We start from the raw sequence: 23146 nt of genomic DNA on the forward strand, positions 1-23146 counted from the left end.
GAACCTGCATGCGTTTAGTTCAGTTCGAGTTGAGCAACGGTGAGCGCCGCGTCGGCGTGGTAGAAGGCAACCAGGTACGCGAAGTGCGCGGCGCCCACAGCGTGCGTGAACTGGCGCTGGCCGCCATCGAAGCCGGCGGCAAGTTGCAGCAACAGGTGCAAGCCCTCGGCCTGGGCGCCAGCCATGACTACACCGCTTTGTTGGCGGACCACAAAATCCTGCCTCCGCTGGACCACCCCGACCCGGCCCACATGCTGATCAGCGGCACCGGCCTCACCCACCTGGGCAGTGCCTCGGCCCGCGACAAGATGCACCAGCAGGCCGGCGACGACAGCGCGATGACCGACACCATGCGCATCTTCAAATGGGGCGTGGAGGGCGGCAAACCAGGCGCCGGCCAGGCCGGTGTGCAACCGGAGTGGTTTTACAAAGGCGATGGCAGCATCGTCGTGCGCCCGGGCCAGGCCTTCCCGGTGCCGCCGTTTGCCGAAGATGCCGGCGAAGAACCGGAAATCGGTGGCCTCTATGTGATCGGGCATGACCGTAAGCCCTATCGCCTGGGTTTTGCGGTGGGCAACGAGTTCTCCGACCATGTGATGGAGCGCAAGAATTACCTGTACCTGGCCCATTCCAAGCTGCGCAGTTGCAGTTACGGCCCGGAGCTGCGCGTGGGCGAACTGCCCGAGCATCTGGCGGGCACCAGCCGCATCCTGCGCAACGGCGAGGTCATCTGGCAGAACGAATTCCTCAGTGGCGAGGCCAATATGTGCCACAGCCTGGAAAACCTCGAATACCACCACTTCAAATACAGCCAGTTCCTCAAGCCGGGTGATGTGCACATTCACTTCTTCGGCACCGCCACCTTGTCATTCGCCGACGGTATACGTACCCAGCCGGGCGATGTGTTCGAGATCAGCCAGGCTGAATTCGGCGCGCCGTTGATCAACGGTATCGGCAGCAGCGATGCGGCATTTGAACCCGGCCAAGTCACCCCCCTTTAAGGAGATCAACATGACCCCGTTCCTCGGCCACAACTACATCGGCGGCCAGCGCAGCGCCAACGGTAGCACTAAGCTGCAAAGCATCGACGCCACCACCGGCGAAGCCTTGCCCCAGGATTTCTACCAGGCCACCGCCCAGGAAGTGGACGCCGCCGCCCAGGCCGCGGCCCAGGCGTACCCGGCCTATCGCGCCTTGAGCGCCGCACGACGTGCGCAGTTTCTGGATGCGGTGGCCGATGAGCTGGACGCCTTGGGCGATGACTTCGTCGAACTGGTCTGCCGCGAAACCGCATTGCCGGCCGCACGCATCAAAGGCGAACGCGGGCGCACCAGCGGCCAGATGCGTTTGTTCGCCACCGTGCTGCGCCGCGGTGACTTCTACGGCGCGCGTATCGACAAGGCCCTGCCAGAGCGCCAGCCGTTGCCGCGCCCAGACCTGCGCCAATACCGCATCGGCCTCGGTCCGGTGGCGGTCTTTGGTGCCAGTAACTTCCCCCTGGCATTCTCCACCGCCGGCGGTGACACGGCGGCTGCATTGGCCGCCGGTTGCCCGGTGGTGTTCAAGGCCCACAGCGGCCACATGGCGACCGCCGAGCGCGTGGCCGATGCGATCATTCGTGCCGCCGAGGCCACCGAGATGCCGGCCGGCGTGTTCAACATGATTTTTGGCGGCGGCGTCGGTGAGGCGCTGGTCAAGCACCCGGCGATCCAGGCGGTTGGCTTTACTGGCTCACTCAAAGGCGGCCGCGCCCTATGCGACATGGCCGCGGCGCGCCCGCAACCGATCCCGGTGTTTGCCGAAATGTCGAGCATCAACCCGGTGATCGTGCTGCCCCAGGCGCTGCACGCCCGCGCCGAGAGCATCGCCCGCGACCTGACCGCCTCGGTGGTGCAAGGCTGCGGCCAGTTCTGCACCAACCCAGGTCTGGTGATCGGTATCGCTTCGCCTGCGTTCACCGCGTTCACTCAGCAGGTCGCGCAATTGATTGGCGAGCAACCGGCGCAAACCATGCTGAATGCCGGCACCCTGGGCAGCTACGGCAAGGGCCTGGAAAAACTCCGCTCTCACCCGGGCATCCAGCATCTGGCGGGCAGCGCGCAATCGGGCAACCAGGCGCAACCGCAGCTGTTCAAGGCGGATGTACGTCTGTTGATTGACGGCGACGAAGTGCTGCAAGAGGAAGTGTTCGGCCCCACCACGGTGTTCGTCGAAGTGGCCGACCAGGCCCAACTCAGCGCCGCCCTGCAGGGGCTGCACGGGCAGTTGACCGCCACGCTCATCGGCGAACCGACCGACCTGCACCAGTTCGCCGAACTCACGCCACTGCTGGAACAGAAAGTCGGGCGCATCCTGCTCAACGGTTACCCCACTGGCGTGGAGGTGTGCGATTCCATGGTTCACGGCGGGCCGTACCCGGCGACTTCCGACGCCCGTGGCACCTCGGTCGGCACGCTGGCCATCGACCGTTTCCTGCGCCCGGTGTGCTTCCAGAACTACCCTGATAGCCTGCTGCCCGACGCGTTGAAAAACGCCAACCCCTTGCGTATTCAGCGCCTGGTAAATGGCACGCCATCGCGCGAATCGCTGTAACTGATCAGGAGGCTTCATGTCGTTGAGCGCAGTCACCCCGCACCGTGCCCGGTTGGGCGAAGGGCCGTTCTGGGATGTACCGACCCAGGCCCTGTATTGGGTGGATATCGCCGCCCGCCAGGCGCTGCGTCTGATGGGTGGGCAGTTGCAGGTGTGGCAATTGCCTGAGCACGTCTCGGCGTTCATCCCCTGTCAACGCGGTGATGCGTTGGTGACCTTGAGCAGCGGCGTATATCGCCTGGACCTGGCCACCGAAGCCTTGACCCTGCTGTGCGTAGCCGACCCGCAAACGGGCAACCGCGGCAATGAAGCACGCTGCGATGCCCAGGGCCGGCTGTGGTTGGGCACCATGCAGAACAACATCGGCGAGCAGGGCGAAGACCTGCCGATTACCCGGCGCTCCGGTGGCCTGTTTCGCATCGATGCCGATGCGCGGGTCACGCCGTTGCTGACTGGGCTGGGCATTCCCAACACCCTGCTCTGGAACGAGGAGGGCAGCCAGGTGCATTTCGGCGACAGCATGGACGGCACGCTCTATCAGCATTCGATCCAGGCTGACGGTCAACTCGGTGCCGCCCAGGCCTGGTTCGGGCCGCACACACGCGGCGGGCCGGATGGCTCGGCCATGGACGCTGACGGCTACATCTGGAATGCGCGCTGGGAAGGCAGTTGCCTGCTGCGTCTGACGCCTTCAGGTGAGGTGGATCGCATAATCGAACTGCCGGTCAGCCGTCCCACCAGTTGCGTGTTCGGTGGGCCCGAGCTCACCACGCTGTACATCACCAGCGCGGCGAGTCCCTTGGATCACCCCCTTGATGGTGCGGTATTGGCCATTGAAGTCGACGTGCCAGGCAAGCCCTGTCACCGCTTCGCCGGATAAACCAAACGCGCTGTTGTGGCGAGGGAGCTTGCTCCCGTTCGACAGCGCAGCTGGAGCCGGCTTTTTTTGGGGGGGGGCGCTGCGCACCCCAGCGGGAGCAAGCTCCCTCGCCACAACAGTACCCGTACACAAAACGAACATTGAAAAAAACAACAACAAGGAGTCACCCCTATGAATCGTCGTCGTGGTTTGCGTTCCCTGTGCTGCGCCGCTGTGGCGGTCTCGGCCATGAGCTTGAGCGGCCTGTTGCTGGCCGCTGAAGAAGTGAAAATCGGCTTTCTGGTCAAGCAGGCCGAAGAGCCCTGGTTCCAGACGGAGTGGGCGTTTGCGGAAAAAGCCGCCCAGGACAAAGGCTTCAAACTCATCAAGATCGCGGTGCCCGACGGCGAGAAAACCCTCTCGGCCATCGACAGCCTGGCCGCCAACGGCGCCAAAGGCTTCGTGATCTGCCCGCCGGACGTGTCCCTGGGCCCTGCGATTGTCGCCAAGGCCAAGGTCAACGGTTTGAAAGTGATGGCCGTGGATGACCGCTTTGTCGATGCCAAGGGCAACTTCATGGAAGACGTGCCGTACCTGGGCATGGCCGCGTTTGAAGTCGGCCAGAAGCAAGGCGCCGCCATGGCCGCCGAAGCGAAAAAACGTGGTTGGGACTGGAAGGACACCTACGCGGTGATCAATACCTTCAACGAACTCGACACCGGCAAGAAACGCACCGACGGCTCGATCAAATCCCTGGAAGAAGCCGGGATTCCCAAGGACCACATCCTCACCGCCGCGCTCAAAACCCTCGACGTACCTGGCAGCATGGACGCCACCAACTCGGCCCTGGTCAAGCTGCCGAGTGGGGCGAAGAACCTGATCATCGGCGGCATGAACGACAACACCGTGCTCGGCGGCGTGCGTGCCACCGAAAGTGCCGGTTTCGCCGCAGCCAACGTGATCGGTATCGGCATCAATGGCACCGACGCCATCGGCGAATTGAAGAAAGCCAACAGCGGCTTCTTCGGCTCAATGCTGCCCAGCCCGCACATTGAAGGCTACAAAACCGCTGAGATGATGTACGAGTGGGTTACCCAAGGCACCGAGCCGCCGAAATACACGGCCATGGACGAAGTGACGCTGATCACCCGTGAAAACTTCCAGGCGGAACTGACCAAGATCGGGCTGTGGAAATGACCGCTGCGGCCCTGCGGTTTGACGGTATCGGCAAGACCTTTCCCGGGGTCAAGGCGCTGGACGGCATTTGCTTCACCGCCCACCCCGGGCAGGTGCACGCGCTGATGGGCGAGAACGGCGCAGGCAAGTCGACGCTGCTGAAAATCCTCGGCGGCGCCTACATTCCGTCCAGCGGCACGGTGCAGATCGGCGCGCAGACCATGGCCTTCAAATGCGCCGCCGACAGCATCGCCAGCGGTGTGGCGGTGATTCACCAAGAGCTGCACCTGGTGCCGGAAATGAGCGTGGCCGAGAACCTGTTCCTCGGGCATTTGCCCACGCGCTTTGGCGTGGTCAACCGGAGCCTGCTGCGCAAGCAGGCCCTGGCCTGCCTCAAGGGCCTGGCCGATGAAATCGACCCCGACGAGAAACTCGGGCGCCTGTCCCTGGGCCAGCGCCAATTGGTGGAAATCGCCAAGGCGCTGTCCCGTGGCGCCCATGTGATCGCCTTTGACGAGCCGACCAGTAGCCTCTCGGCGCGGGAAATCGACCGCTTGATGGCCATCATCACGCGCCTGCGCGAGGAGGGCAAAGTGGTGCTCTACGTGTCGCATCGTATGGAAGAAGTGTTCCGTATCTGCGATGCGGTGACGGTGTTCAAGGACGGTCGCTACGTGCGTACGTTCGAGGACATGAACACGCTGACCCACGATCAGCTGGTGACCTGCATGGTCGGTCGCGATATCCAGGATATTTACGATTACCGACCGCGCGAGCAAGGCGAAGTGGCGCTCAAGGTGGACGGCTTGCTCGGCCCGGGCCTGCGTGAGCCGATCAGTTTCCAGGTGCGCAAGGGCGAGATCCTGGGCCTGTTCGGGCTGGTGGGGGCGGGGCGTACCGAGCTGTTTCGCCTGCTCAGTGGGTTAGAGCGCGCCAGTGCCGGCAGCCTGGAACTGTGCGGGCACGCGCTGCAACTGCGCTCACCCCGGGACGCCATCGCCGCCGGGGTATTGCTGTGTCCGGAGGATCGCAAGAAAGAGGGCATCATCCCGCTGGGCAGCGTCGCTGAAAACATCAACATCAGCGCCCGTGGTGCCCATTCCACCTTTGGCTGGCTGTTGCGCGAAGGCTGGGAGAAAGGCAACGCCGACCGACAGATCCAGGCGATGCGGGTCAAAACGCCGAACGCGGCGCAGAAGATCCTGTACCTGTCCGGCGGCAACCAACAGAAAGCCATTCTTGGCCGCTGGCTGTCGATGCCGATGAAGGTGTTGCTGCTCGACGAACCCACTCGCGGTATCGACATCGGCGCCAAGTCGGAGATCTACCAGATCATCCATAACCTGGCGGCCAGCGGCATTGCGGTGATTGTGGTGTCCAGCGACCTGATGGAGGTGATGGGCATCTCTGACCGCATCCTGGTGCTGTGCGAAGGCGCCCTGCGCGGCGAACAACTGCGCGAGCACGCGACTGAATCCAACCTGCTGCAGCTGGCCTTGCCACGCGGCCTGGCGAACTGAGAGACGACCATGACCATTCAAAACAACGCGTTGCCCTCGGCACGCAAACCCCTCGATATGCGTGCATTGCTCGATAACTGGGCGATGCTCTTGGCGGCGGTGGGCATCTTCGTACTGTGCGCGCTGCTGATCGATAACTTCCTCTCTCCGCTCAACATGCGCGGCTTGGGCCTGGCGATTTCGACTGTCGGTATTGCCGCGTGCACCATGCTGTTCTGCCTGGCCTCGGGGCACTTCGACCTGTCGGTAGGCTCGGTGATCGCCTGCGCCGGGGTAGTTGCGGCGATTGTAATGCGCGATACCGACAGCGTGATGCTGGGCATTGGTGCAGCGCTGCTGATGGGCCTGATGGTGGGGCTGATCAACGGCATCGTGATCGCCAAGCTGCGGGTCAACGCCTTGATCACTACCCTGGCGACCATGCAGATCGTGCGCGGCCTGGCTTACATCTTTGCCGACGGCAAGGCGGTAGGCGTGTCCCAGGAGCAATTTTTCGTGTTCGGCAACGGCCAATTGTTCGGCGTGCCGGTGCCGATCCTGATCACCATTGTCTGCTTCCTGTTCTTCGGCTGGCTGCTCAACTACACCACCTATGGGCGCAACACCATGGCCATCGGCGGTAACCCGGAGGCGGCGCTGCTGGCGGGCGTGAACGTTGACCGCACCAAGATCCTGATCTTCGCCATCCATGGCCTGATCGGCGCCTTGGCCGGGGTGATCCTGGCTTCGCGCATGACCTCCGGCCAGCCGATGATCGGCCAGGGCTTCGAGCTCACGGTGATCTCGGCCTGCGTGCTGGGTGGGGTGTCGCTGAGCGGCGGCATCGGCATGATCCGCCATGTGATCGCCGGGGTGTTGATTCTGGCGATCATCGAGAATGCGATGAACCTGAAGAACATCGATACCTTTTACCAGTATGTGATCCGCGGTTCGATCCTGCTGTTGGCCGTGGTCATCGACCGCATGAAACAACGCTGAACCCAGGCGCTGTGAAAAACCAATGTGGGAGCTGGCTTGCCTGCGATAGCGTTGGTTCAGGCAATAATTGAGTAGCCTGTGCCACCGCCATCGCAGGCAAGCCAGCTCCCACAATTTAATCAGCGGTGAACTTGAAAATAGTGTGTTGGGTGTAAGTCTGCCCTGGATTCAAACGCGTTGAGGCAAAGCTCGGCTGGTTAGGCGCATCCGGAAAATGCTGGGTCTCCAAGGTAAACCCACTCCAGTGCTGGTACGTCTTGCCGCCTTTGCCCTTCACCGAACCGTCCAGGAAGTTGCTGGTATAGAACTGCACGCCAGGTTCTGTGGTGTAGAGCTGCAAACGTCGGCCTGATTCAGGATCATGCACCTCGGCGGCCAGTTGCTTGACGTCCCTTTTGGTATCCAGCGCCCAGTTGAAGTCGAAGCCACCTTGTTTGGGCTCGGCGAATTTGAGCTGCGGATGGTCGTCCTTGATGTGCTGGCCGATGGCGGTAGGCTTCAGGAAGTCCATGGGCGTGCCCTTGACCGGCGCCAGTTCGCCGGTGGGAATCAAGGTGGCATTCACCGGTGTGTAGTGGCTGGCGTGCAAGGTGGCGACCTGCTTGAGAATGTCGCCGTTGCCCGCGCCGGCCAGGTTGAAGTAGCTGTGGTTGGTGAGGTTGAGCACCGTCGGTTTGTCGGTGGTGGCGGTGTAGTCGATGTGCAGTTCGTTGTGGTCGTTGAGGCGGTAGGTGACCTCGGTTTTCAAGTTGCCCGGAAAGCCCATTTCCCCATCTTTGGACAGGTAGGTGAGGGTGACGCCCACCGAATCCTTGTCCTTGACCGATTTGGCTTGCCACACCTGCTTGTCGAAGCCCTGGGCGCCGCCATGCAATGAGTTAGGGCCGTCGTTGAGCGGTACCTGGTAGCGTTTGCCGTCGAGTTCGAAGGCGCCGCCGGCCAGGCGGTTGCCGAAGCGGCCAATGGTCGCGCCGAAAAACGCGGTACCGCCTTGATAGCCTTGCACGTCATCGAAGCCCAGCACCACGTCGTCGAGCTTGCCGTGTTTGTCTGGCACTTTTAGCGACTGCAGCACGCCGCCGTAGGTGATCACCGTGGCTTGCATGCCATGGCTGTTACGCAACACGTACTGTTCGACGGCGGTGCCATCGTTGGTTTTGCCGAAGGGTTTGTGTTCGCTGCTAAGGCCGGCGGCGTGCGCGCCACCGCTGGCGATCAGCATGGACAGCGCGAGGCCGGACAGCAGGTATCGAGGGTGCTTCATGGTCGAACTTCCTTTTGTTGTTTTGCTGGAATAGTTCTACTAATTTGAGATATTTTGTCGATATGACAGCAGATTTATAGCCTTTAACGCCGTTCTTGCAAAATAAAATAAGACTAATTAAGCGGAGCACTGATTGTTATGACTACCCAGCAAGCGATTTATCCCGACCTCAAGGACAAAACCGTGCTGGTTTCCGGCGGGGCTTCGGGGATTGGCGAGTTCATGGTGCGGGCCTTCGCCGCGCAGGGTGCCAAGGTGGCGTTTGTGGACCGTGCACAGAGCCAGGGTGAACGCTTGGCGGCGCTGCTCAACTCCAAAGGGCACAGTGTCGAGTTCGAGTGCTGCGATATCACCGACGAGATCGGCTACCGTGCGGCGATCGGGCGCTTCGAGCATTCCTTGGGGCCGATCACGGTACTGGTCAACAACGCAGCGAACGATGTGCGCCACAGCCTGGAAGAAATCGACTCGCACATGTTCGACCAGCTGATTGCGGTCAACCTCAAGCACGCCTTCTTTGCCGCCAAGGCGGTGGTGCCCATGATGAAGGAGGCCGGTAGCGGCTCGATCATCAACCTGGGCTCGGTGGGCTGGATGATGGCCTCGGCCGGCTACCCCGTATACGCCGCCAGCAAGGCCGCCGCCCACGGCATGACCCGAGCCCTGGCGCGTGAGCTGGGGCCCAACCGTATTCGCGTCAACACCTTGGTGCCGGGTTGGGTGATGACCGAAAAACAACTGGCCATGTGGGTCGACGACGCCGCCAAGGAACTCATCGCCCGCAGCCAGTGCCTGCCCGGCAGCGTGATGCCAGAACACATCGCCAACATGGCGCTGTTTTTGGCCTCGGATGCCTCGGCGATGTGCTCGGCGCAGAACTTTATCGTTGACGGCGGGTGGGTATAACACGCGACTTTCAGAATGATGCACATCGAGTGTGGGAGCGGGCAAGCCCGCTCCCACAGTTAAATTGTGGTGCTTACTCGATGGGGTAACGCTTGAACGCCGGGTGCTGCTCCAGGCGTTCAGCATGGCGCTTGAGGTTGGGGAACGCATCGGCTTTCACCACCGAGGGCACGGTGAACTGGCTGAACGACCAGGCGACCGCTGCGGTAATCGGCGCCTGGGTCAGCGCTTCATTGCCTGCCAGCTGCTTGTCCAGCAACGCATAAGCCGCCAGCAGTTGCCCGGTAACGCGCTCAAGCCACGGCGCATGCAATTTTTCAGCGGGGCGAAGGTTGTGTTCATAGACGATCTGCACGCTTTTCTCGCATGCCGCCAGCGCGAGCCCAAGCAGTTGCAGGTCACGGGCACGTGCCGCCGGTTGTTGGGGCAGCAGCTTCTTGTCAGCCGGCGCCAGCGCTTCCAGGTAATCGAGGATCAGACTCGAATCCATCAGCACCGTGCCGTCGTCCAGCACCAGGGTAGGGGCCTTGACTACGGGGTTGATCTGGGCAAATTCAGCGTAAGTGCTGAACACTGACAGCGGTTCATGCACAAAGTCCACCCCGTATAACTCCAGGGAAACAGCCACGCGGCGTACGTAGGGCGAGTCCAGCATTCCGACCAGTTTCATGCAGCCTCCATTGCTTACAGGGTGTTGGGCTCAAGAGATTACGGGCACGGGCCGGGCGTGCGCAACGGCGTTGTGCAGCAGCCGATACGCTTGCACCAATTGATCGAGGCTGAACGCCAGGTTGCGCCCGCTGGGGTTGGGCAGTACCCAGACCGAGGCGTCGCCCAGTGGCTGCGCTTGCAAACCCCAGGCGACCTCGCGCTGGCCGCTCAGCGCGCTATAGCCGGGCTTGCCGAGGAACGCCACGAAGCGGGGGGCATGGCGGCGGATCTTGTGTTCGAACGCCGCCGCCGCGTCCAGAAATTCATGCCGCGCCAACTCGCCTGCACTGGCCGTTGGCCGTGCCACCAAGGTGGTCAATCCGCAACCGTAGTGCAGCAAGGTGGCGCCGTCTTGCGGGCGAATTTCATGGGGCGTGAAACCGGCCAGATGCACGGTGCGCCAGAAGCGGTTGCTGCGATTGGCAAAATGCAGGCCGAGGGCTGCCGAGCCCTTGCCAGGGTTGATGCCGCAGAACAGTACGTGCAAGTGGTCGGCGAGGAGGTCGTCGAGTCGCTCGTTCATGCCGGATCTTCCATGCTGATAGGTGTGACGAGTCATCAACCTTTGGTTTAGTCTGGAACGCTTAGTGGATCACAAGCGCCTCTGGAGCATTGATTATGACCGAGTACGTACCTGCCAAAGTCTGGACCTGGGACACCGAAAGCGGCGGCACCTTCGCCAGCATCAACCGGCCCATCGCCGGCGCCACCCACGAAAAGCCGCTGCCGGTGGGCAAGCACCCGCTGCAGTTATACTCCCTGGCCACGCCCAATGGGCAGAAGGTCACGATCCTGCTGGAAGAACTGCTGGCCCTGGGGCACAGCGGCGCCGAATACGATGCCTGGCTGATCAAGATCGGCGACGGCGACCAGTTCGGCAGTGGCTTTGTGGCGGTGAACCCGAACTCGAAGATTCCGGCGCTGATGGACCACAGCGGCGCCACGCCGATTCGCGTGTTCGAATCGGGCGCGATTCTGCAGTACCTGGCCGAGAAGTTCGGTGCGTTCCTGCCCACGGAGCCTGCGGCCCGGGCTGAATGCCTGTCGTGGCTGTTCTGGCAGATGGGCAGCGCGCCTTACCTGGGGGGCGGCTTCGGGCATTTCTATGCCTATGCGCCGAGCAAGATGGAATACCCGATCAACCGCTTCGCCATGGAGACCAAGCGCCAACTGGATGTGCTGGATAAGCGCCTGGCGGTCAGCCAATACATTGCCGGGGATGAATACACCATTGCCGACATCGCGATATGGCCTTGGTACGGTGGGTTGGTCAAAGGCCGCTTGTATGGCGACTCGGCGGAGTTTCTCTCTGTGCATGAATACAAGCACGTGCTGCGCTGGGCCGACGCAATTGACGCCCGGCCGGCGGTGCAGCGCGGGCGGCGGGTGAACCGGGTGTCGGGTGAGGAGCAGTTGCCAGAACGGCATGATGCAAGTGACCTGGATTGATTCAGATCCAGTGTGGGAGGGGGCTTGCCCCCGATGGCAGTGAATCAGTCACTCATGTAACAACTGATCCACCTTCATCGGGAGCAAGCCCCCTCCCACATTTAGTTTTCCTTCGCTTCGATTTATTTGTAGCGTTGTTCGAATACCGCCACCTGTTCGGGCTTGATCAGTTCAAACGGCACCCACACTTGGGCTTCAATCGGCTCGCCCTTGATCATCTTGATCGCCGCTTGCACCGCCTGGGTCGCCTGGGCCTTGGGGTCCTGGAACACTGAGGCAGCAAGCAGCCCACGCTTGATCGCTGCCAAACCGTCGGGCAAGCCGTCGATGCCGACGATCGCAATCTCGCCCTTGGCCTTGCCGGCTTGCTGCAACGCCATGGCCGCACCGATTGCCATTTCATCATTGTTGGCGACAATGGCATCGAACTGTGTACCTGCCAGCAGCCAGTTGCTGGTGAGGTCCATGCCTTTGTTGCGTTGCCATTCGGCGCTTTGCTGCTCGACGACCTGGATCCCCGGAAAGTCCTTGAGCACCTGCCTGGCGCCTTCGGTACGGTCATGGGTGGCGTTCTGTGCAAGGTCGCCCATGATGATCGCCACATTGCCCTTGCCGCCCAGTTTTTGGGCGAGGTAGCGCATCTGCAATTGCCCCGCTTCGATGTCGTTGGAGGCCACCGTGACCACGCCCGCAGGCAGCGTACGCTCATCCGGGTGGCGGTTGACGTACACCAGCGGTGTCTTCGCCGCCACGGCGGCGCGGGTGATGTTGGCAGTGGCGGCGGTGTCGACCGGCAGCACGATCACCGCATCGACCTTCTGGTTGAGAAAACCTTCTACTTGATTGAGCTGGCGCACCACATCGCCCTGGGCGTCTTCAAATTGGATCTGCACGTCCTGGTGTTTGGCTGCCGCCTCCAGGCCGGTGCGCACGTAGGTCATGAAGTTATCGTCCACCCGGGCAATGCTCACGCCGATGCGATAGGCGGCGAAGGACCACTGGCTGAACATCAACAACAGCGCGGCCACTAGTAATGAATAACGGTGCATGAGGCTGTTCCTTTTATTGTTATAGGGTGAATGCCTGGCGGAAACGCTCCAGAGCCGACTCGCTGTCGCCGCTGGCCCAGCCCTCCAGGCCGACCACACCGGTGTAACCCATGGCGTGCAAGGCCCGGGCAATGGCCGGGTAGTGGATTTCGCCCGTGCCGGGCTCTTTGCGCCCAGGCACATCAGCGACCTGGATTTCGCCGATGGCGCTGCCAGCGCGCTGGATCAATTCGATGAGGTTACCTTCGCCAATCTGCGCGTGGTACAGGTCCAGGTTCATTTTCAGATGCGGGCTGCCGACGGCTTCGATCAGGGCCAGGGTGTCGTCGGCACGTGCGAACGGTGTACCTGGGTGGTCGACGGCGGTGTTGAGGTTTTCCAGCAGGAACACGCGGCCGGCGTCTTCCCCCAGGCGCGCGATTTTCTCCAGGCTCTTGCAAGCGCTCAGCCACATGCGCCCGTTGGTGTGGCTGACGGCCTGCACGGGCAGGCCGCCTTCACCCAGGCCCGTGCCATGCAGATTGAGGCTGGGGCAATTGAGGCGCTCGGCAATGCCCAGGGACTCACGGGCGCTGTCGAGCAATTGGCGGATGCCGTCGGGGTCGGTGAGGGTGCCGGTGAGGTAGCCGGTCATCGAGGTGAAGTCCGCGCCTGTCGCCGCCAAGGCATTGATGTCCTTGTCGGCCCAACTCCAGATTTCGGCGCTGAAGCCCAAGGCATGAATACGTTTGACCCGTTCGATGAAGGGCAGTTCGAGAAACACCATTTCGGCACTGACGGCCAATTTGAACGGCATCATCAGCGGGCTCCTTGAACGGCCACGGCCTTGCCGGTTTGGTACGACTCAATGCAGGCACGGGCAATTGCCAGGGCTGCGCGCGCATCTTCACCGCTGGCCAGGGGCTTGGCGCCGCTGCGCAGGCAGTCGACAAAGTGGTTGAGCTCGGCGATGTAGGCGTCGCGCAACAGTTCGGTGTCCATCCGCTGGGTGTCTGCCTGGATGCCCTCGGCCAGGTAGCGCACCAGGTCGCAGTCGTTAAGGCTGCCCATGCTCAGCATGCCCTTGCTGCCGAACACTTCGCCGCGCACGTCGTAGCCATACACGGCCTGGAAGCTGGCTTCGGCGGTGGCAATGGCGCCGTTGTCAAAGCGCAGGGTGACCACGGCGGTATCGAGCAAACCTTGGCTTTTGAATTGCGGGGCAATCAGCGCGTCGGCCATCACCTGCACCTGTACCACTTCGGCCCCAGGGTTGAGGTAGCGCAGGGTGTCGAAGTCGTGGATCAGGGTTTCGAGGAAGATCACCCATTGCGGCGAGTTGGCCGGGTTGTTCAGCGCCGGGTCGCGGGTCAGCGAGCGTAGCAGCTGCGGCGTGCCAATACGTCCAGCGACGACGTCGAGGTGCGCTGTGCGAAAGCTTCTGGCGAAGCGCCGATTGAAGCCGACCTGCAACGGCACCCGTGCATCGACAGCGGCGGCGATGGCGCGGTCGGCTTCGTCCAGCGTGATCGCCATGGGCTTTTCGCAGAAGATGCCCTTGCCGGCACGTGCGGCCTTGATCACCAGCTCGGCATGGCTACGGGCAGGTGCGGCGATGAGTACGCCGTCGATGTCCGGGTCGTCCAGCAGCTGTTGCGGGTCGGTGTAGGCCTTGTCCACCCCCAGTTCTGCTGCCAGGCGAGCGGCCTGGCCTGGAACCGGATCGGCGATGGCGGCGAGGCAGGCACCGGGGATATGGCGTGCAGCGGTAAGGCCATGGAAGCTGCCCATGCGACCGGCACCGATCAAACCCAGGCGGATGTTGTGTGTGCTCATGAAACGACCCCTTTTGTTGTTGTGGGCCCCCAGGACCGTCCTGGGTGACACAGGGGCGGGAGCAAGGCCTATGCCAATTTATAAATAGCTGATTTATAAAGGCTTATTATTTTAATCAAACTAAAAGTGTTCATTTTCATGACATGTCTATACTGACATGTCGAAAATGTGAACATGGATAACCGCAATGACCCAGGCGTTCAGTGTGCAAGACCTCGAATACCTCACGAACCTGGGGCCTGCCGCGCTGAACGATGGGCCCATCGCCGCGTTGGAACAGGCGTGGCGAGAGTGCCTGGCTGGCAAAGTCGTGCGTCCGGACGGGGTGCGCCAGGTCATCTGGGATTCCTGGCGACGCAGTGTCGAGGCGGGTATCGAGCCCGGTAACAGCGACTACCGCTTTGTTGCGCCTCATGCGCTGGCGGCGACCCTGGCCCACCATCGCGCCCTGATCGCCGCTGCCGCGCAAGTCATGCATGGATTGCTGGCTTACAACCCGCGCGGGCATATCAACCTCACGGATGCCGAGGGCACGACTCTGTATTTTTGCGGGGTGGACATCACCCCGGTGGGCAGTCGCTTGCTCGAATCGGTGCAAGGCACCAACTGCACCGGCCTGGCCCTGGCCGAAGATCGCCTGGTGTATGTGCTGGCTGAAGAAAATTTCGCCAGCGGCCTGCGCCAGCGCCACATGCACTGCGCCGCCGCGCCGATCAAGGATGCCCAAGGCCAGACCCTGGCCATGCTCACCCTGACCGCCGAGCCCGGCTGGTTTCATTTCCATACCCTGGGCACCGTTCAAGCGGCGGCCGAGGCGGTGTCGCGGCAGATGGCGCTGCAGGTGTTGCTGGAAGAACAACAGGCCGTACTCGAAGTGCTCAACGAAGGCTTGGTGGTGCTCGATCAGCGTGGCTGCATCAAGGCGCTCAACCGTTATGCGCGGCAACTGTTCGGGGTGGGGCGCGAGTTGATCGGCAGTCCTTTCCAACGCCTGGGCCGCAGTGAACTGAGCGACGCGCTGGGTGAGCCGGTGCGCGACCGCGATTGCACCTTCCACTTGCACGACGCCAGCCAACTCGCCTGCCTGGTTTCGGTATGCCCACTGGAGCAGGGTGGGGTGATTGTGTCGGTGCGCGAAAACCGCCGTATCCGCGAGATTACCCGGCGCATTATCGGCACCCAGGCCCGCTATACCTTCGAGACCATCCTGGGCACCTCGCGGGCCATACAAGATGCACTGCACCTGGGGCGCATTGCCAGTCGCAGCGAGTCCACCACCTTGATCCTCGGCGAAAGCGGCACCGGCAAGGAGCTGTTTGCCCAGGCCATTCACAACGGCAGCGAGCGTTGCAACGGCCCGTTTGTGGCGGTCAACTGCGGCGCGATCCCACGGGACCTGGTGCAGAGTGAACTGTTTGGCCACGTCGAAGGCGCGTTCACCGGCTCGGCGCGGGGTGGGGCGGCAGGCAAGTTCGAACTGGCGGATGGCGGCACCATTTTCCTGGATGAAATCGGCGACATGTCCTTCGACGCCCAGGTCAGTCTGCTACGGGTTTTGCAGGAGGGTGAGATCACCCGCGTCGGGGCCAAGCAATCGCGGCAAGTCGACGTGCGCATCATCGCCGCCACCCATCGCAACCTGAGCCAGGCGGTGGCCGAGGGCGCGTTTCGTGAAGACCTTTACTACCGACTCAACGTGCTGAACCTGAGCGTGCCGCCACTGCGTATGCGCCGTGACGATATTCCATTGCTGGCGCGGCACTTCCTGCAGCGCTGTGCCCGCTCGCTACGTAAAACGGTGCAAGGTTTCGCGCCGGATGCGTTAGCGTTGCTGTCAGCCCATGGTTGGCCGGGCAACGTGCGGGAACTGGAGAACGTTATCGAACGAGCGACCAACCTGGCGATGGGCGAGCTGATTCAATCGGCCGACTTGCCGTTGGAAACCCAGCAACGCCCGACGTTGCGCGCCTACCAGCCCCAGCCCGCGCAGGATTTGAGCAGCCATGAAAGGCACGCCATCGTTGCCGCGCTCACCAGCACCCGCGGCAACATTCGCCTGGCCGCACAGCAACTGGATGTGTCGCGGGGCGGGCTGTACAACAAGATGAGCCGGTTTGGCTTGAGCGCCGCTGATTTCCGTGAGCGCTGAAACCTCAAGCCAAACCGATCAGATGCACAGGTTTTCCGGGGTCACTATCTGCGGCGGTATATGCACGCGGTGCCTCAATGGGTCAAACCCCTCATCACTCTGCAAGCGCACCAGCAACTCCACCAGCGCCACGGCCGTTTGCCGTGGCTGCGAGTCCATCACCACATCAATCAAGCCGTTGCTCAATGCCTGACGCGACAACGGCGTGGACTCTTGCAGGATGCAGCACAGCGCCGGGCGCTTGGGCAGTTGCGCCAGGGCGTTGATCACGCCGTCGCCACCACCGCCGACCACACATAACCCACGCAAATCGGTATGGCGGCTGAGCAGATCGAGGGTGGCTTCTTCGGTGATGTCGCAGTTGTCCAGGTTGATCAGCGGCTCCAACGGTTTGAGCCCCGGCGCGTGTTCGGCCAGGTAGCTGTGCAAGCCCTCGACCCGTGCCTGATGGCCGAGGAAACGATGGCCGCCCAACAGGATGCCCACGCTGCCTTTGCGTGCGCCGCAGGTGCGCGCCAGCAGCCAGCCCATGGTGCGCCCGACCACGTGGTTGTTCTGGCCTACATAGGGTTCGCCAGCGTGTTCATGGATATCCGAAAGCAGGGCAACCACCGGCACGCCTGCTTCACGAATCTGCGCCAGGCAGGCGTTGATCAACGGATGGGCGAAGCTGACCACCGCGAGGGCGTCGCACTGCACGGCCAGTTGTTCGATTTGCGCGACGATGACGCCGGGCGTGCGGTCGTTGATGTAGTCGAACTGGCAGCTCAGGTTAGCGGTGGCGTGATGCTGCGCTGCCTCGCTAATGGCGTGGGCCAACTGCGCATAGAAGGCTTGGGCGGTCCCCAGCAACAGCACGCCGAAACGGTAGGTGGGCCGACGTTCGCGAATGCGCTGGCCGATCAGCCGTGCGGCGAAATAGCCCACCGCTTCGGCGGCCTGGAACACCTGTTCGGCGGTGCCGGGGTTGACCGGCGCGCGGGCGTTCAATACGCGGTCGACGGTGGCTACGCTGAGCCCCGCATGGGCGGCGACGGTGGCGATGGTTGGGCGTTTGTTGTTGTGCATGGCAGGCCCCATGAGCGTCTTGATAGAAAACTATCAAGCCCCGCTGGGCCTGGATGATAGCTTGATAGGGAATGGATTCAAGGCCTTGAGGGTGATTTAGCCGCACTCTATCGTTGGTTTCGCAAAGCCCCTGAAACCCACGCTTGCGGAGAACAATAACAATGCCTGGACACACCGCTCACCGCGCTCGGCGCGATTACAGCCTCACCGGCCCCGAAGCCGCCCGGGCCGCCGACAAGGGCCTGGTCTCGGCCCGTTGGTACCAGTCGCCCATCCCGCGCAATCGCATGAAAGCCCTGATGCAACGCCGCGACGCTCCGGCGTTGCTCGACACCGCCCTGTGGTTCTCAGCGTTGTTGGCCACCGGTGTCGGCGGCTACTGGTTCTGGGGCAGTTGGGCCTGCGTGCCATTCTTCATCGCCTACGGTGTGCTCTACGGCACGGCCTCCAACCCGCGCTGGCACGAAACCGGCCACGGCACGGCGTTCAAGACCCGCTGGATGAACGATGCGCTGTATCAGGTGGCGAGCTTCATGTGCCTCTTCGAACCCCACGTGTGGCGCTGGAGCCATGCCCGCCATCACACCGACACCATTGTCGTCGGTCGCGACCCGGAGATCGTTGAACCGCGCCCGCCGAGCTTATGGATGATGGCCCTCAGTCTGTTCAACCTACCCCTGGCCTGGAAGACCTTCAGCGGCGTGGCCCGCCATACGTTCGGGCGAATGAGTGCCCAGGAGCAGGACTTCATCCCCGAATCCGAGTGGCCCAAGGTGTACCGAGATGCGCGTATCTGGGTCGGCATCTACGCCCTGATCATCGGCACCGCGCTGTACCTGCACAGCGGGTTGCCGCTGATGCTGGTGGGCCTGCCCAGCCTCTACGGCGCGTGGCTCGGCTACCTGTTTGGTCTCAGCCAACACGTGGGCCTGGCCGAAGATGTGCTCGACCACCGTAGCAATTGCCGCACCATCTACATGAACCGCGTGTTGCGCTTTATCTACATGAACATGAACTACCACCTCGAACACCACATGTACCCGATGGTGCCTTACCACGCGCTCAGTCAACTGCACGAAGAGATCCGCAGCGACTGCCCGCCGCCGTATGCCAACCTGTGGCAGGCCTACCAGGAAATCATTCCGACGATCTGGCGCCAGCGCAGAGACCCCAGCTATTTCGTCCAGCGCCCCACCCGTGGCGAGGGAGCTTGCTCCCGCTGGGCTGCGCAGCAGCCCCAATAACCCTTCAGACCTACACCGTACAGACGAATCTAGGGCCGCTTCGCAGCCCAGCGCGAGCAAGCTCGCTCGCCACAGAGTGAAAGCCAGTCATTGGAGATAAATGCATGAACGATCAATGGATCGACGTCTGCGCCGTGGGCGAAATAGAAGCAGAAGACGTGCTGCGCTTCGACCACGGCGCGCAGACCTACGCGGTGTTCCGTTCAGCCGATAACGAATTCTTCGCCACCGCCGGCCTGTGCACCCACGAGAAAATCCACCTGGCCGACGGCCTGGTGATGGACCATGTGATCGAATGCCCCAAGCACAACGGACGCTTTGATTACCGCACCGGCAAGGCCCTGGGCGCGCCGGTGTGCGTCAACCTCAAGACCTACCCCGTGCGGGTAGATGCGGGGCGGGTACTGCTCGCCGTCACGGCCGAAGAATGAACGCTCCCCTGATCATCGTCGGCGCCGGCCATGCTGGTGGCCGTGCGGCACTCACCCTGCGTGACGAAGGTTACAGCGGGCGCCTGATCCTGATTGGCGATGAAGCGCACTTGCCCTACGAGCGGCCACCGTTGTCCAAGGGCTTGCTGCAAGGCTCGACCGACTTGGCGCAATGCAGCCTGTGCGACAGCCAGCAGTTGGCGGCGCTCGAGGTAGAGCATATCGCCGCCAACCCGGTCAGCCGCCTGGAGCCGCAGCACCACCGGTTGCAATTGGCCGACGGCCAGTGGTTGAGCTATGCCGGCCTGCTGCTGGCCACCGGAGGCCGGGCGCGGCGTTTGCCCCAGGAGCAGGCCAACGTGTTTTACCTGCGCACCCATGATGACGCGTTGGTCTTGCGCAATGAATTAAAGCCAGGCGCCAGGCTGGTGGTGGTTGGCGGTGGTTTTATCGGCCTGGAGGTGGCAGCGACGGCGCGGGCCCTGGGCTGCGAGGTGACGCTACTGGAAGCCGGGCCAAGGCTGGCAGGGCGGGTGTTGCCGCCGGTGATCAGTGACGCGTTGCTGGCATTGCACCGTGAGCAGGGTGTGGACGTGCGTTTGAACGTCGCCCTGGAGTGCATCCACGCCGACGCCGTGCAACTGGTCGACGGGCAGCGGTTGCCCTGCGACCTGGTGGTGGTCGGCATTGGCATGCAGCCCAACATCGAGGTGGCCGCGGCGGCGGGCTTGGACGTCGGGCAGGGCATTCGTGTCGACGCGCAGTTGCGCACCAGTGCGGCGGATATCTACGCGGCGGGGGATGTGTGCGAGTTTCGCCTGGCGGGCCTTTATCAGCGCCAGGAAACCTGGCGCAACGCCGAAGCCCAGGGCCGTCTCGCGGCGTTGAACCTGCTGGGGCAGGCGTTGGCGTTCGAGATGATCCCGGGTTTCTGGTCCGATCAATACGCGTGGGGCTTGCACACCGTCGGGGTGATGACTGCACTGATGGTCCGCCGGCAATTGCCCGACGGCGGCCTGCTGCTGTTCTACCTTGACGACCATCACCGTTTGCAAGGCGCCTGCGGTTGGGCCATGGGTCACCGCGCAGCCAAGGACATCAAGCTGTGCGAGCACTTGATCACCGCCCACATCCCGCTTAACCCGGCCAGCCTGGCCGACCCCGAGGTATCCCTGAAGCTGTTATTGCGAGGCTGACCATGCGCCAGTTGTTAGTATTCCAATCGATGTGGGCCATGCAAACCGAGCCCGGCAGCCTCGAAGCGCAATTGGACCGCATCGCCGCCGCCGGTTATGACGGCATCACCGAGCATTACTGGGCGCCGGCATCGGTGCAGCGCCTGCACGCGGCGGCCACGGCCAGTGGCCTGCAGATTGAAGGGCAACTGTTCCCGCAATCGGTGGATGATCTGGCCAGGGCATTGGAGGTGATCAGCCGTTACGGCTGTCACCACCTCACCTTGCAAGCCGACGTGCGCCCACGTACCCAGGCCGAGGCGGCCAGGCTGATCGACGGCTGGCAACGCCTGGCCGAACAGGTGGACTTCCAGATTTTGCTGGAAACCCACCGTTATCGGCTCACCAACGACCTGTTGTTCACCCTCGACCTGCTGGCACAGATGCCCGATCTGAAACTGCTCGCTGACCTGTCCCACTACGTGGTTGGCCGCGAGTTGCCCCAGCCCGGCAGTGTGGAAGACGACGAACAGATACGCACCATCCTGCGTCACAGCTGGGGCTTTCATGGCCGCATCGCCAGCAGCGAACAGGTGCAGGTTGGCCTGGATTTTCCCCAGCACCAACCGTGGGTCGAGCGATTTACCGGCTGGTGGCGCTATGGGGTCGAACACTGGCTGGGCCGCGCTGACACCCCGCAGAGCCTGTCCTTCACTTGCGAGTTGGGCCCGCCACCCTTTGCGATTACCGACGCACAGGGGCGCGAACTCACCGATCGCTGGGCCGAGGCGCTCAAGCTCAAAGCCCTGATTCGCCAGGTGTGGGCCAGTTGCCATCGATGATCTGCTAATCTGCGCGGGTTCAAACCGCCCTCAGCCTGTGGAATGCCCATGAAAACCTGCCCCGTCCGTCCCCCGCTCGAACCGCAATCGGTGTGTCACCCGATCACCAGCAGCGCGATCTTCATGGTCGCCACCCTGGCGCCTGATGCGGTTGAAAACGTGCGGGCCTGGTGCGCCGACATCGCAGGCCTGGTGCGCTCGGTAGGCAAGCGCGTGCCCTCGGGCAACCTGACGTGCGTTTGCGGGTTTGGCTCGGATGCCTGGGACCGCCTGTTCGGCGCGCCGCGCCCGGCGGCCTTGCATCCGTTTCGCGAGTTCGGTGTGCAAGGGCGCAAGGCGGTGTCGACCCCAGGTGACATCCTGCTGCACATCCGTGCCGAGCAGATGGACCTGTGTTTCGAGCTGGCAACCCAACTGATGGCCGCCCTGGGTGATAGCGTGAAGGTGGTCGATGAGGTCCAGGGCTTTCGCTACTTCGATATGCGCAGCATTATCGGTTTCGTCGACGGCACCGAGAACCCGGTGGGGCGCAAGGCCGAGGCCTTCACCCTGGTGGGCGATGAAGACCCTGAGTTCGAAGGCGGCAGCTATGTGCTGGTGCAGAAATACCTGCACAACATGACCGCGTGGAATGGCTTGACGGTGGAGGCTCAAGAGAAGGTGATCGGGCGCACCAAATTGTCGGACATCGAACTGGACGACGACGCCAAGCCGAGCAACTCCCACAGCGCCCTGACAGTGATCACTGACGAGGACGGCGAGGAGGTGAAGATCCTGCGCGACAACATGCCCTTCGGCCGCCCTGGTGCCGGGGAGTTCGGCACCTACTTCATCGGCTATGCACGCTCGCCGCAGCCGTTGGAGCAGATGCTGGAGAACATGTTCGTCGGCCGCCCGGCCGGCAACTACGACCGCTTGCTCGACTTCAGCACGGCCGTGACCGGCGGCCTGTTCTTCGTGCCCTCGGCCGACTTGCTCGAAGCGCTGGCCGACCGCGAACCGGTGGCTTAACTCAACAACCCGGTGCTGACCGCCACAATCAGGAAGATCCCCAGCAGCGCACGGTAGATCACGAACGGCCAGGTGGAGAAACGCTCCAGAAATTTCATCAGGCCCCAGATGGCAAAGAACGCCGAGACGCTGGCCACCACCAGGCCAAAGATCAAGTGCGGCCAGGCGTGGGCGGGCAGGTCGGCGCGCAGCAGCACCCATAACTCTTTCAAACCGGCCAGGGCGATGGCCGGCAAGCCTAACAGGAAAGAAAACCGCGCCGCTTCTTCGCGTTTGAAATTCAGGAACAGCGCCGCGGTCAACGTGGAGCCCGAACGCGATACGCCCGGTATCAACGCGCCAATCTGTGCAACCCCCACGATCAGGGCATCGCGCAGGCGCATTTGGCTCACGTCGCGTGTATGCCGGGCACGCAGTTCGGCCACTGCCAGCAGCACCGCCATCACCACGCAGGAAATGCCGATCACCATCAGCCCGCGCAATGGCGAGTTGCAGGCATTCAAGGTCGACGACAACGCCAGCCCGGCGATGCCAATCGGGACGGTTGCCAGCACAATTGCCACGGCGAGCTTGAACCAGCGGTCGTTGTAGTCGCCCCGGCGTACCGCACTGATGCTGCCCGTGGTGACCTGGCGCACATCGCGCCAGAAGTAACTGACCACTGCTGCCAACGCCGCCAATTGCATGGCTGCGGAAAACGCCGAGCCAGGGTCTTGCCAGCCGAGCAGGGCGGGTACCACGCGCATATGGGCGGTGGATGACACCGGCAGCAATTCAGTAATGCCCTGGATCACCCCAAGGATGAAGATTTGCAGGTAATCCAGGGAGGCAAAGCCCACATCCAGGCCGGCGGTACAGACGTTGGTCAAAATACGTGTCCTTGAGCAAAAGGGGGAACCGGCGAAGT

At 62.6% G+C, this 23146-nt stretch carries 22 protein-coding genes; 14 read left to right on the top strand and 8 right to left on the bottom strand.

Annotated elements, in window-relative coordinates:
* Positions 1 to 8: 8 nt before the first annotated feature.
* From araD1 to araH, 6 genes are all read left to right on the top strand, one after another.
* Positions 9 to 1001, top strand: a complete 993-nt coding sequence (gene araD1 / locus GH769_RS07665; protein ID WP_014718070.1) for an AraD1 family protein — start codon at positions 9 to 11, stop codon at positions 999 to 1001.
* 10 nt (positions 1002 to 1011) lie between these two features.
* Complete coding sequence (locus tag GH769_RS07670; RefSeq protein ID WP_020302091.1) at positions 1012 to 2592, top strand: aldehyde dehydrogenase (NADP(+)); 1581 nt, start codon at positions 1012 to 1014, stop codon at positions 2590 to 2592.
* Between the two features lie 16 nt (positions 2593 to 2608).
* Positions 2609 to 3472: an SMP-30/gluconolactonase/LRE family protein gene (locus tag GH769_RS07675; RefSeq protein ID WP_032904119.1), complete on the top strand. Its 864-nt coding sequence runs from the start codon at positions 2609 to 2611 to the stop codon at positions 3470 to 3472.
* 171 nt (positions 3473 to 3643) lie between these two features.
* Positions 3644 to 4648 (top strand): substrate-binding domain-containing protein, encoded by a 1005-nt coding sequence (locus GH769_RS07680; RefSeq protein ID WP_032904120.1) that lies wholly within the window; start codon positions 3644 to 3646, stop codon positions 4646 to 4648.
* A complete protein-coding gene (gene araG / locus GH769_RS07685) occupies positions 4645 to 6147 on the top strand; it encodes an L-arabinose ABC transporter ATP-binding protein AraG (protein ID WP_032904121.1) in 1503 nt (500 codons plus the stop codon). Before GH769_RS07680 ends, araG begins: the two co-directional genes overlap by 4 nt.
* Positions 6148 to 6156: 9 nt before the next feature.
* Complete coding sequence (gene araH / locus GH769_RS07690; protein ID WP_014718075.1) at positions 6157 to 7125, top strand: L-arabinose ABC transporter permease AraH; 969 nt, start codon at positions 6157 to 6159, stop codon at positions 7123 to 7125.
* A gap of 115 nt (positions 7126 to 7240) precedes the next feature.
* Here the strand turns inward: araH and GH769_RS07695 are convergent, their stop codons facing one another.
* On the bottom strand, positions 7241 to 8389 hold the full coding sequence (locus tag GH769_RS07695) for an aldose epimerase family protein (protein ID WP_020303153.1): 1149 nt from the start codon (positions 8387 to 8389) through the stop codon (positions 7241 to 7243).
* Positions 8390 to 8527: 138 nt separating this feature from the next.
* Between GH769_RS07695 and GH769_RS07700 the strand changes: the two genes are divergently transcribed.
* Positions 8528 to 9295 carry an SDR family NAD(P)-dependent oxidoreductase gene (locus GH769_RS07700; RefSeq protein ID WP_014718077.1) on the top strand — a complete coding sequence of 256 codons (768 nt, stop codon included), beginning with the start codon at positions 8528 to 8530 and terminating at the stop codon, positions 9293 to 9295.
* Positions 9296 to 9368: 73 nt separating this feature from the next.
* Here GH769_RS07700 and GH769_RS07705 read toward each other — a convergent pair whose 3' ends face one another.
* Both GH769_RS07705 and mug read right to left on the bottom strand, forming a co-directional pair.
* Positions 9369 to 9965 carry a glutathione S-transferase family protein gene (locus GH769_RS07705; RefSeq protein ID WP_020303154.1) on the bottom strand — a complete coding sequence of 199 codons (597 nt, stop codon included), beginning with the start codon at positions 9963 to 9965 and terminating at the stop codon, positions 9369 to 9371.
* Between the two features lie 30 nt (positions 9966 to 9995).
* Positions 9996 to 10529, bottom strand: coding sequence for a G/U mismatch-specific DNA glycosylase (gene mug / locus GH769_RS07710; RefSeq protein WP_032904122.1), 534 nt, complete (start codon positions 10527 to 10529; stop codon positions 9996 to 9998).
* Between the two features lie 95 nt (positions 10530 to 10624).
* On the opposite strand from mug, the gene yghU reads away from it, so the two are divergent.
* The gene (gene yghU, locus GH769_RS07715; RefSeq protein WP_020303155.1) at positions 10625 to 11455 is read left to right on the top strand and encodes a glutathione-dependent disulfide-bond oxidoreductase; all 831 of its coding nucleotides are present in this window, start codon (positions 10625 to 10627) and stop codon (positions 11453 to 11455) included.
* Positions 11456 to 11577: 122 nt separating this feature from the next.
* On the opposite strand, the gene GH769_RS07720 is transcribed toward yghU, so the two are convergent.
* The 3 genes from GH769_RS07720 to GH769_RS07730 are packed head-to-tail and all read right to left on the bottom strand — an operon-like array spanning position 11578 to position 14319.
* Positions 11578 to 12504 (bottom strand): sugar ABC transporter substrate-binding protein, encoded by a 927-nt coding sequence (locus GH769_RS07720; RefSeq protein WP_020303156.1) that lies wholly within the window; start codon positions 12502 to 12504, stop codon positions 11578 to 11580.
* Positions 12505 to 12523: 19 nt separating this feature from the next.
* A complete protein-coding gene (locus tag GH769_RS07725) occupies positions 12524 to 13303 on the bottom strand; it encodes a TIM barrel protein (RefSeq protein WP_032904123.1) in 780 nt (259 codons plus the stop codon).
* Positions 13303 to 14319, bottom strand: coding sequence for a Gfo/Idh/MocA family oxidoreductase (locus tag GH769_RS07730; RefSeq protein WP_153649604.1), 1017 nt, complete (start codon positions 14317 to 14319; stop codon positions 13303 to 13305). The genes GH769_RS07725 and GH769_RS07730 overlap by 1 nt, the downstream gene beginning before the upstream one ends.
* A gap of 187 nt (positions 14320 to 14506) precedes the next feature.
* Here GH769_RS07730 and GH769_RS07735 point away from each other — a divergent pair, with 187 nt between their 5' ends.
* The gene (locus GH769_RS07735) at positions 14507 to 16468 is read left to right on the top strand and encodes a sigma-54-dependent Fis family transcriptional regulator (protein WP_032904125.1); all 1962 of its coding nucleotides are present in this window, start codon (positions 14507 to 14509) and stop codon (positions 16466 to 16468) included.
* A gap of 18 nt (positions 16469 to 16486) precedes the next feature.
* Here GH769_RS07735 and GH769_RS07740 read toward each other — a convergent pair whose 3' ends face one another.
* The gene (locus tag GH769_RS07740; RefSeq protein WP_014718085.1) at positions 16487 to 17536 is read right to left on the bottom strand and encodes a LacI family DNA-binding transcriptional regulator; all 1050 of its coding nucleotides are present in this window, start codon (positions 17534 to 17536) and stop codon (positions 16487 to 16489) included.
* 161 nt (positions 17537 to 17697) lie between these two features.
* On the opposite strand from GH769_RS07740, the gene GH769_RS07745 reads away from it, so the two are divergent.
* The 5 genes from GH769_RS07745 (at position 17698) to GH769_RS07765 (ending at position 22239) form a co-directional block, all read left to right on the top strand.
* The gene (locus tag GH769_RS07745; protein WP_032904127.1) at positions 17698 to 18780 is read left to right on the top strand and encodes a fatty acid desaturase family protein; all 1083 of its coding nucleotides are present in this window, start codon (positions 17698 to 17700) and stop codon (positions 18778 to 18780) included.
* 104 nt (positions 18781 to 18884) lie between these two features.
* Positions 18885 to 19211: a MocE family 2Fe-2S type ferredoxin gene (locus GH769_RS07750; RefSeq protein ID WP_019817317.1), complete on the top strand. Its 327-nt coding sequence runs from the start codon at positions 18885 to 18887 to the stop codon at positions 19209 to 19211.
* Positions 19208 to 20407 carry an NAD(P)/FAD-dependent oxidoreductase gene (locus GH769_RS07755; RefSeq protein WP_020303160.1) on the top strand — a complete coding sequence of 400 codons (1200 nt, stop codon included), beginning with the start codon at positions 19208 to 19210 and terminating at the stop codon, positions 20405 to 20407. Before GH769_RS07750 ends, GH769_RS07755 begins: the two co-directional genes overlap by 4 nt.
* Before the next feature lie 2 nt (positions 20408 to 20409).
* Positions 20410 to 21228 (top strand): sugar phosphate isomerase/epimerase, encoded by an 819-nt coding sequence (locus tag GH769_RS07760; protein WP_032904128.1) that lies wholly within the window; start codon positions 20410 to 20412, stop codon positions 21226 to 21228.
* 48 nt (positions 21229 to 21276) lie between these two features.
* Positions 21277 to 22239 carry a Dyp-type peroxidase gene (locus GH769_RS07765; RefSeq protein WP_019817314.1) on the top strand — a complete coding sequence of 321 codons (963 nt, stop codon included), beginning with the start codon at positions 21277 to 21279 and terminating at the stop codon, positions 22237 to 22239.
* Here the strand turns inward: GH769_RS07765 and GH769_RS07770 are convergent.
* Positions 22236 to 23108, bottom strand: coding sequence for an undecaprenyl-diphosphate phosphatase (locus GH769_RS07770; protein WP_014718091.1), 873 nt, complete (start codon positions 23106 to 23108; stop codon positions 22236 to 22238). The genes GH769_RS07765 and GH769_RS07770 overlap by 4 nt on opposite strands.
* Positions 23109 to 23146: the final 38 nt, after the last annotated feature.

Source organism: Pseudomonas sp. CFSAN084952, assembly GCF_009648855.1.
Lineage (GTDB): Bacteria > Pseudomonadota > Gammaproteobacteria > Pseudomonadales > Pseudomonadaceae > Aquipseudomonas > Aquipseudomonas paracarnis.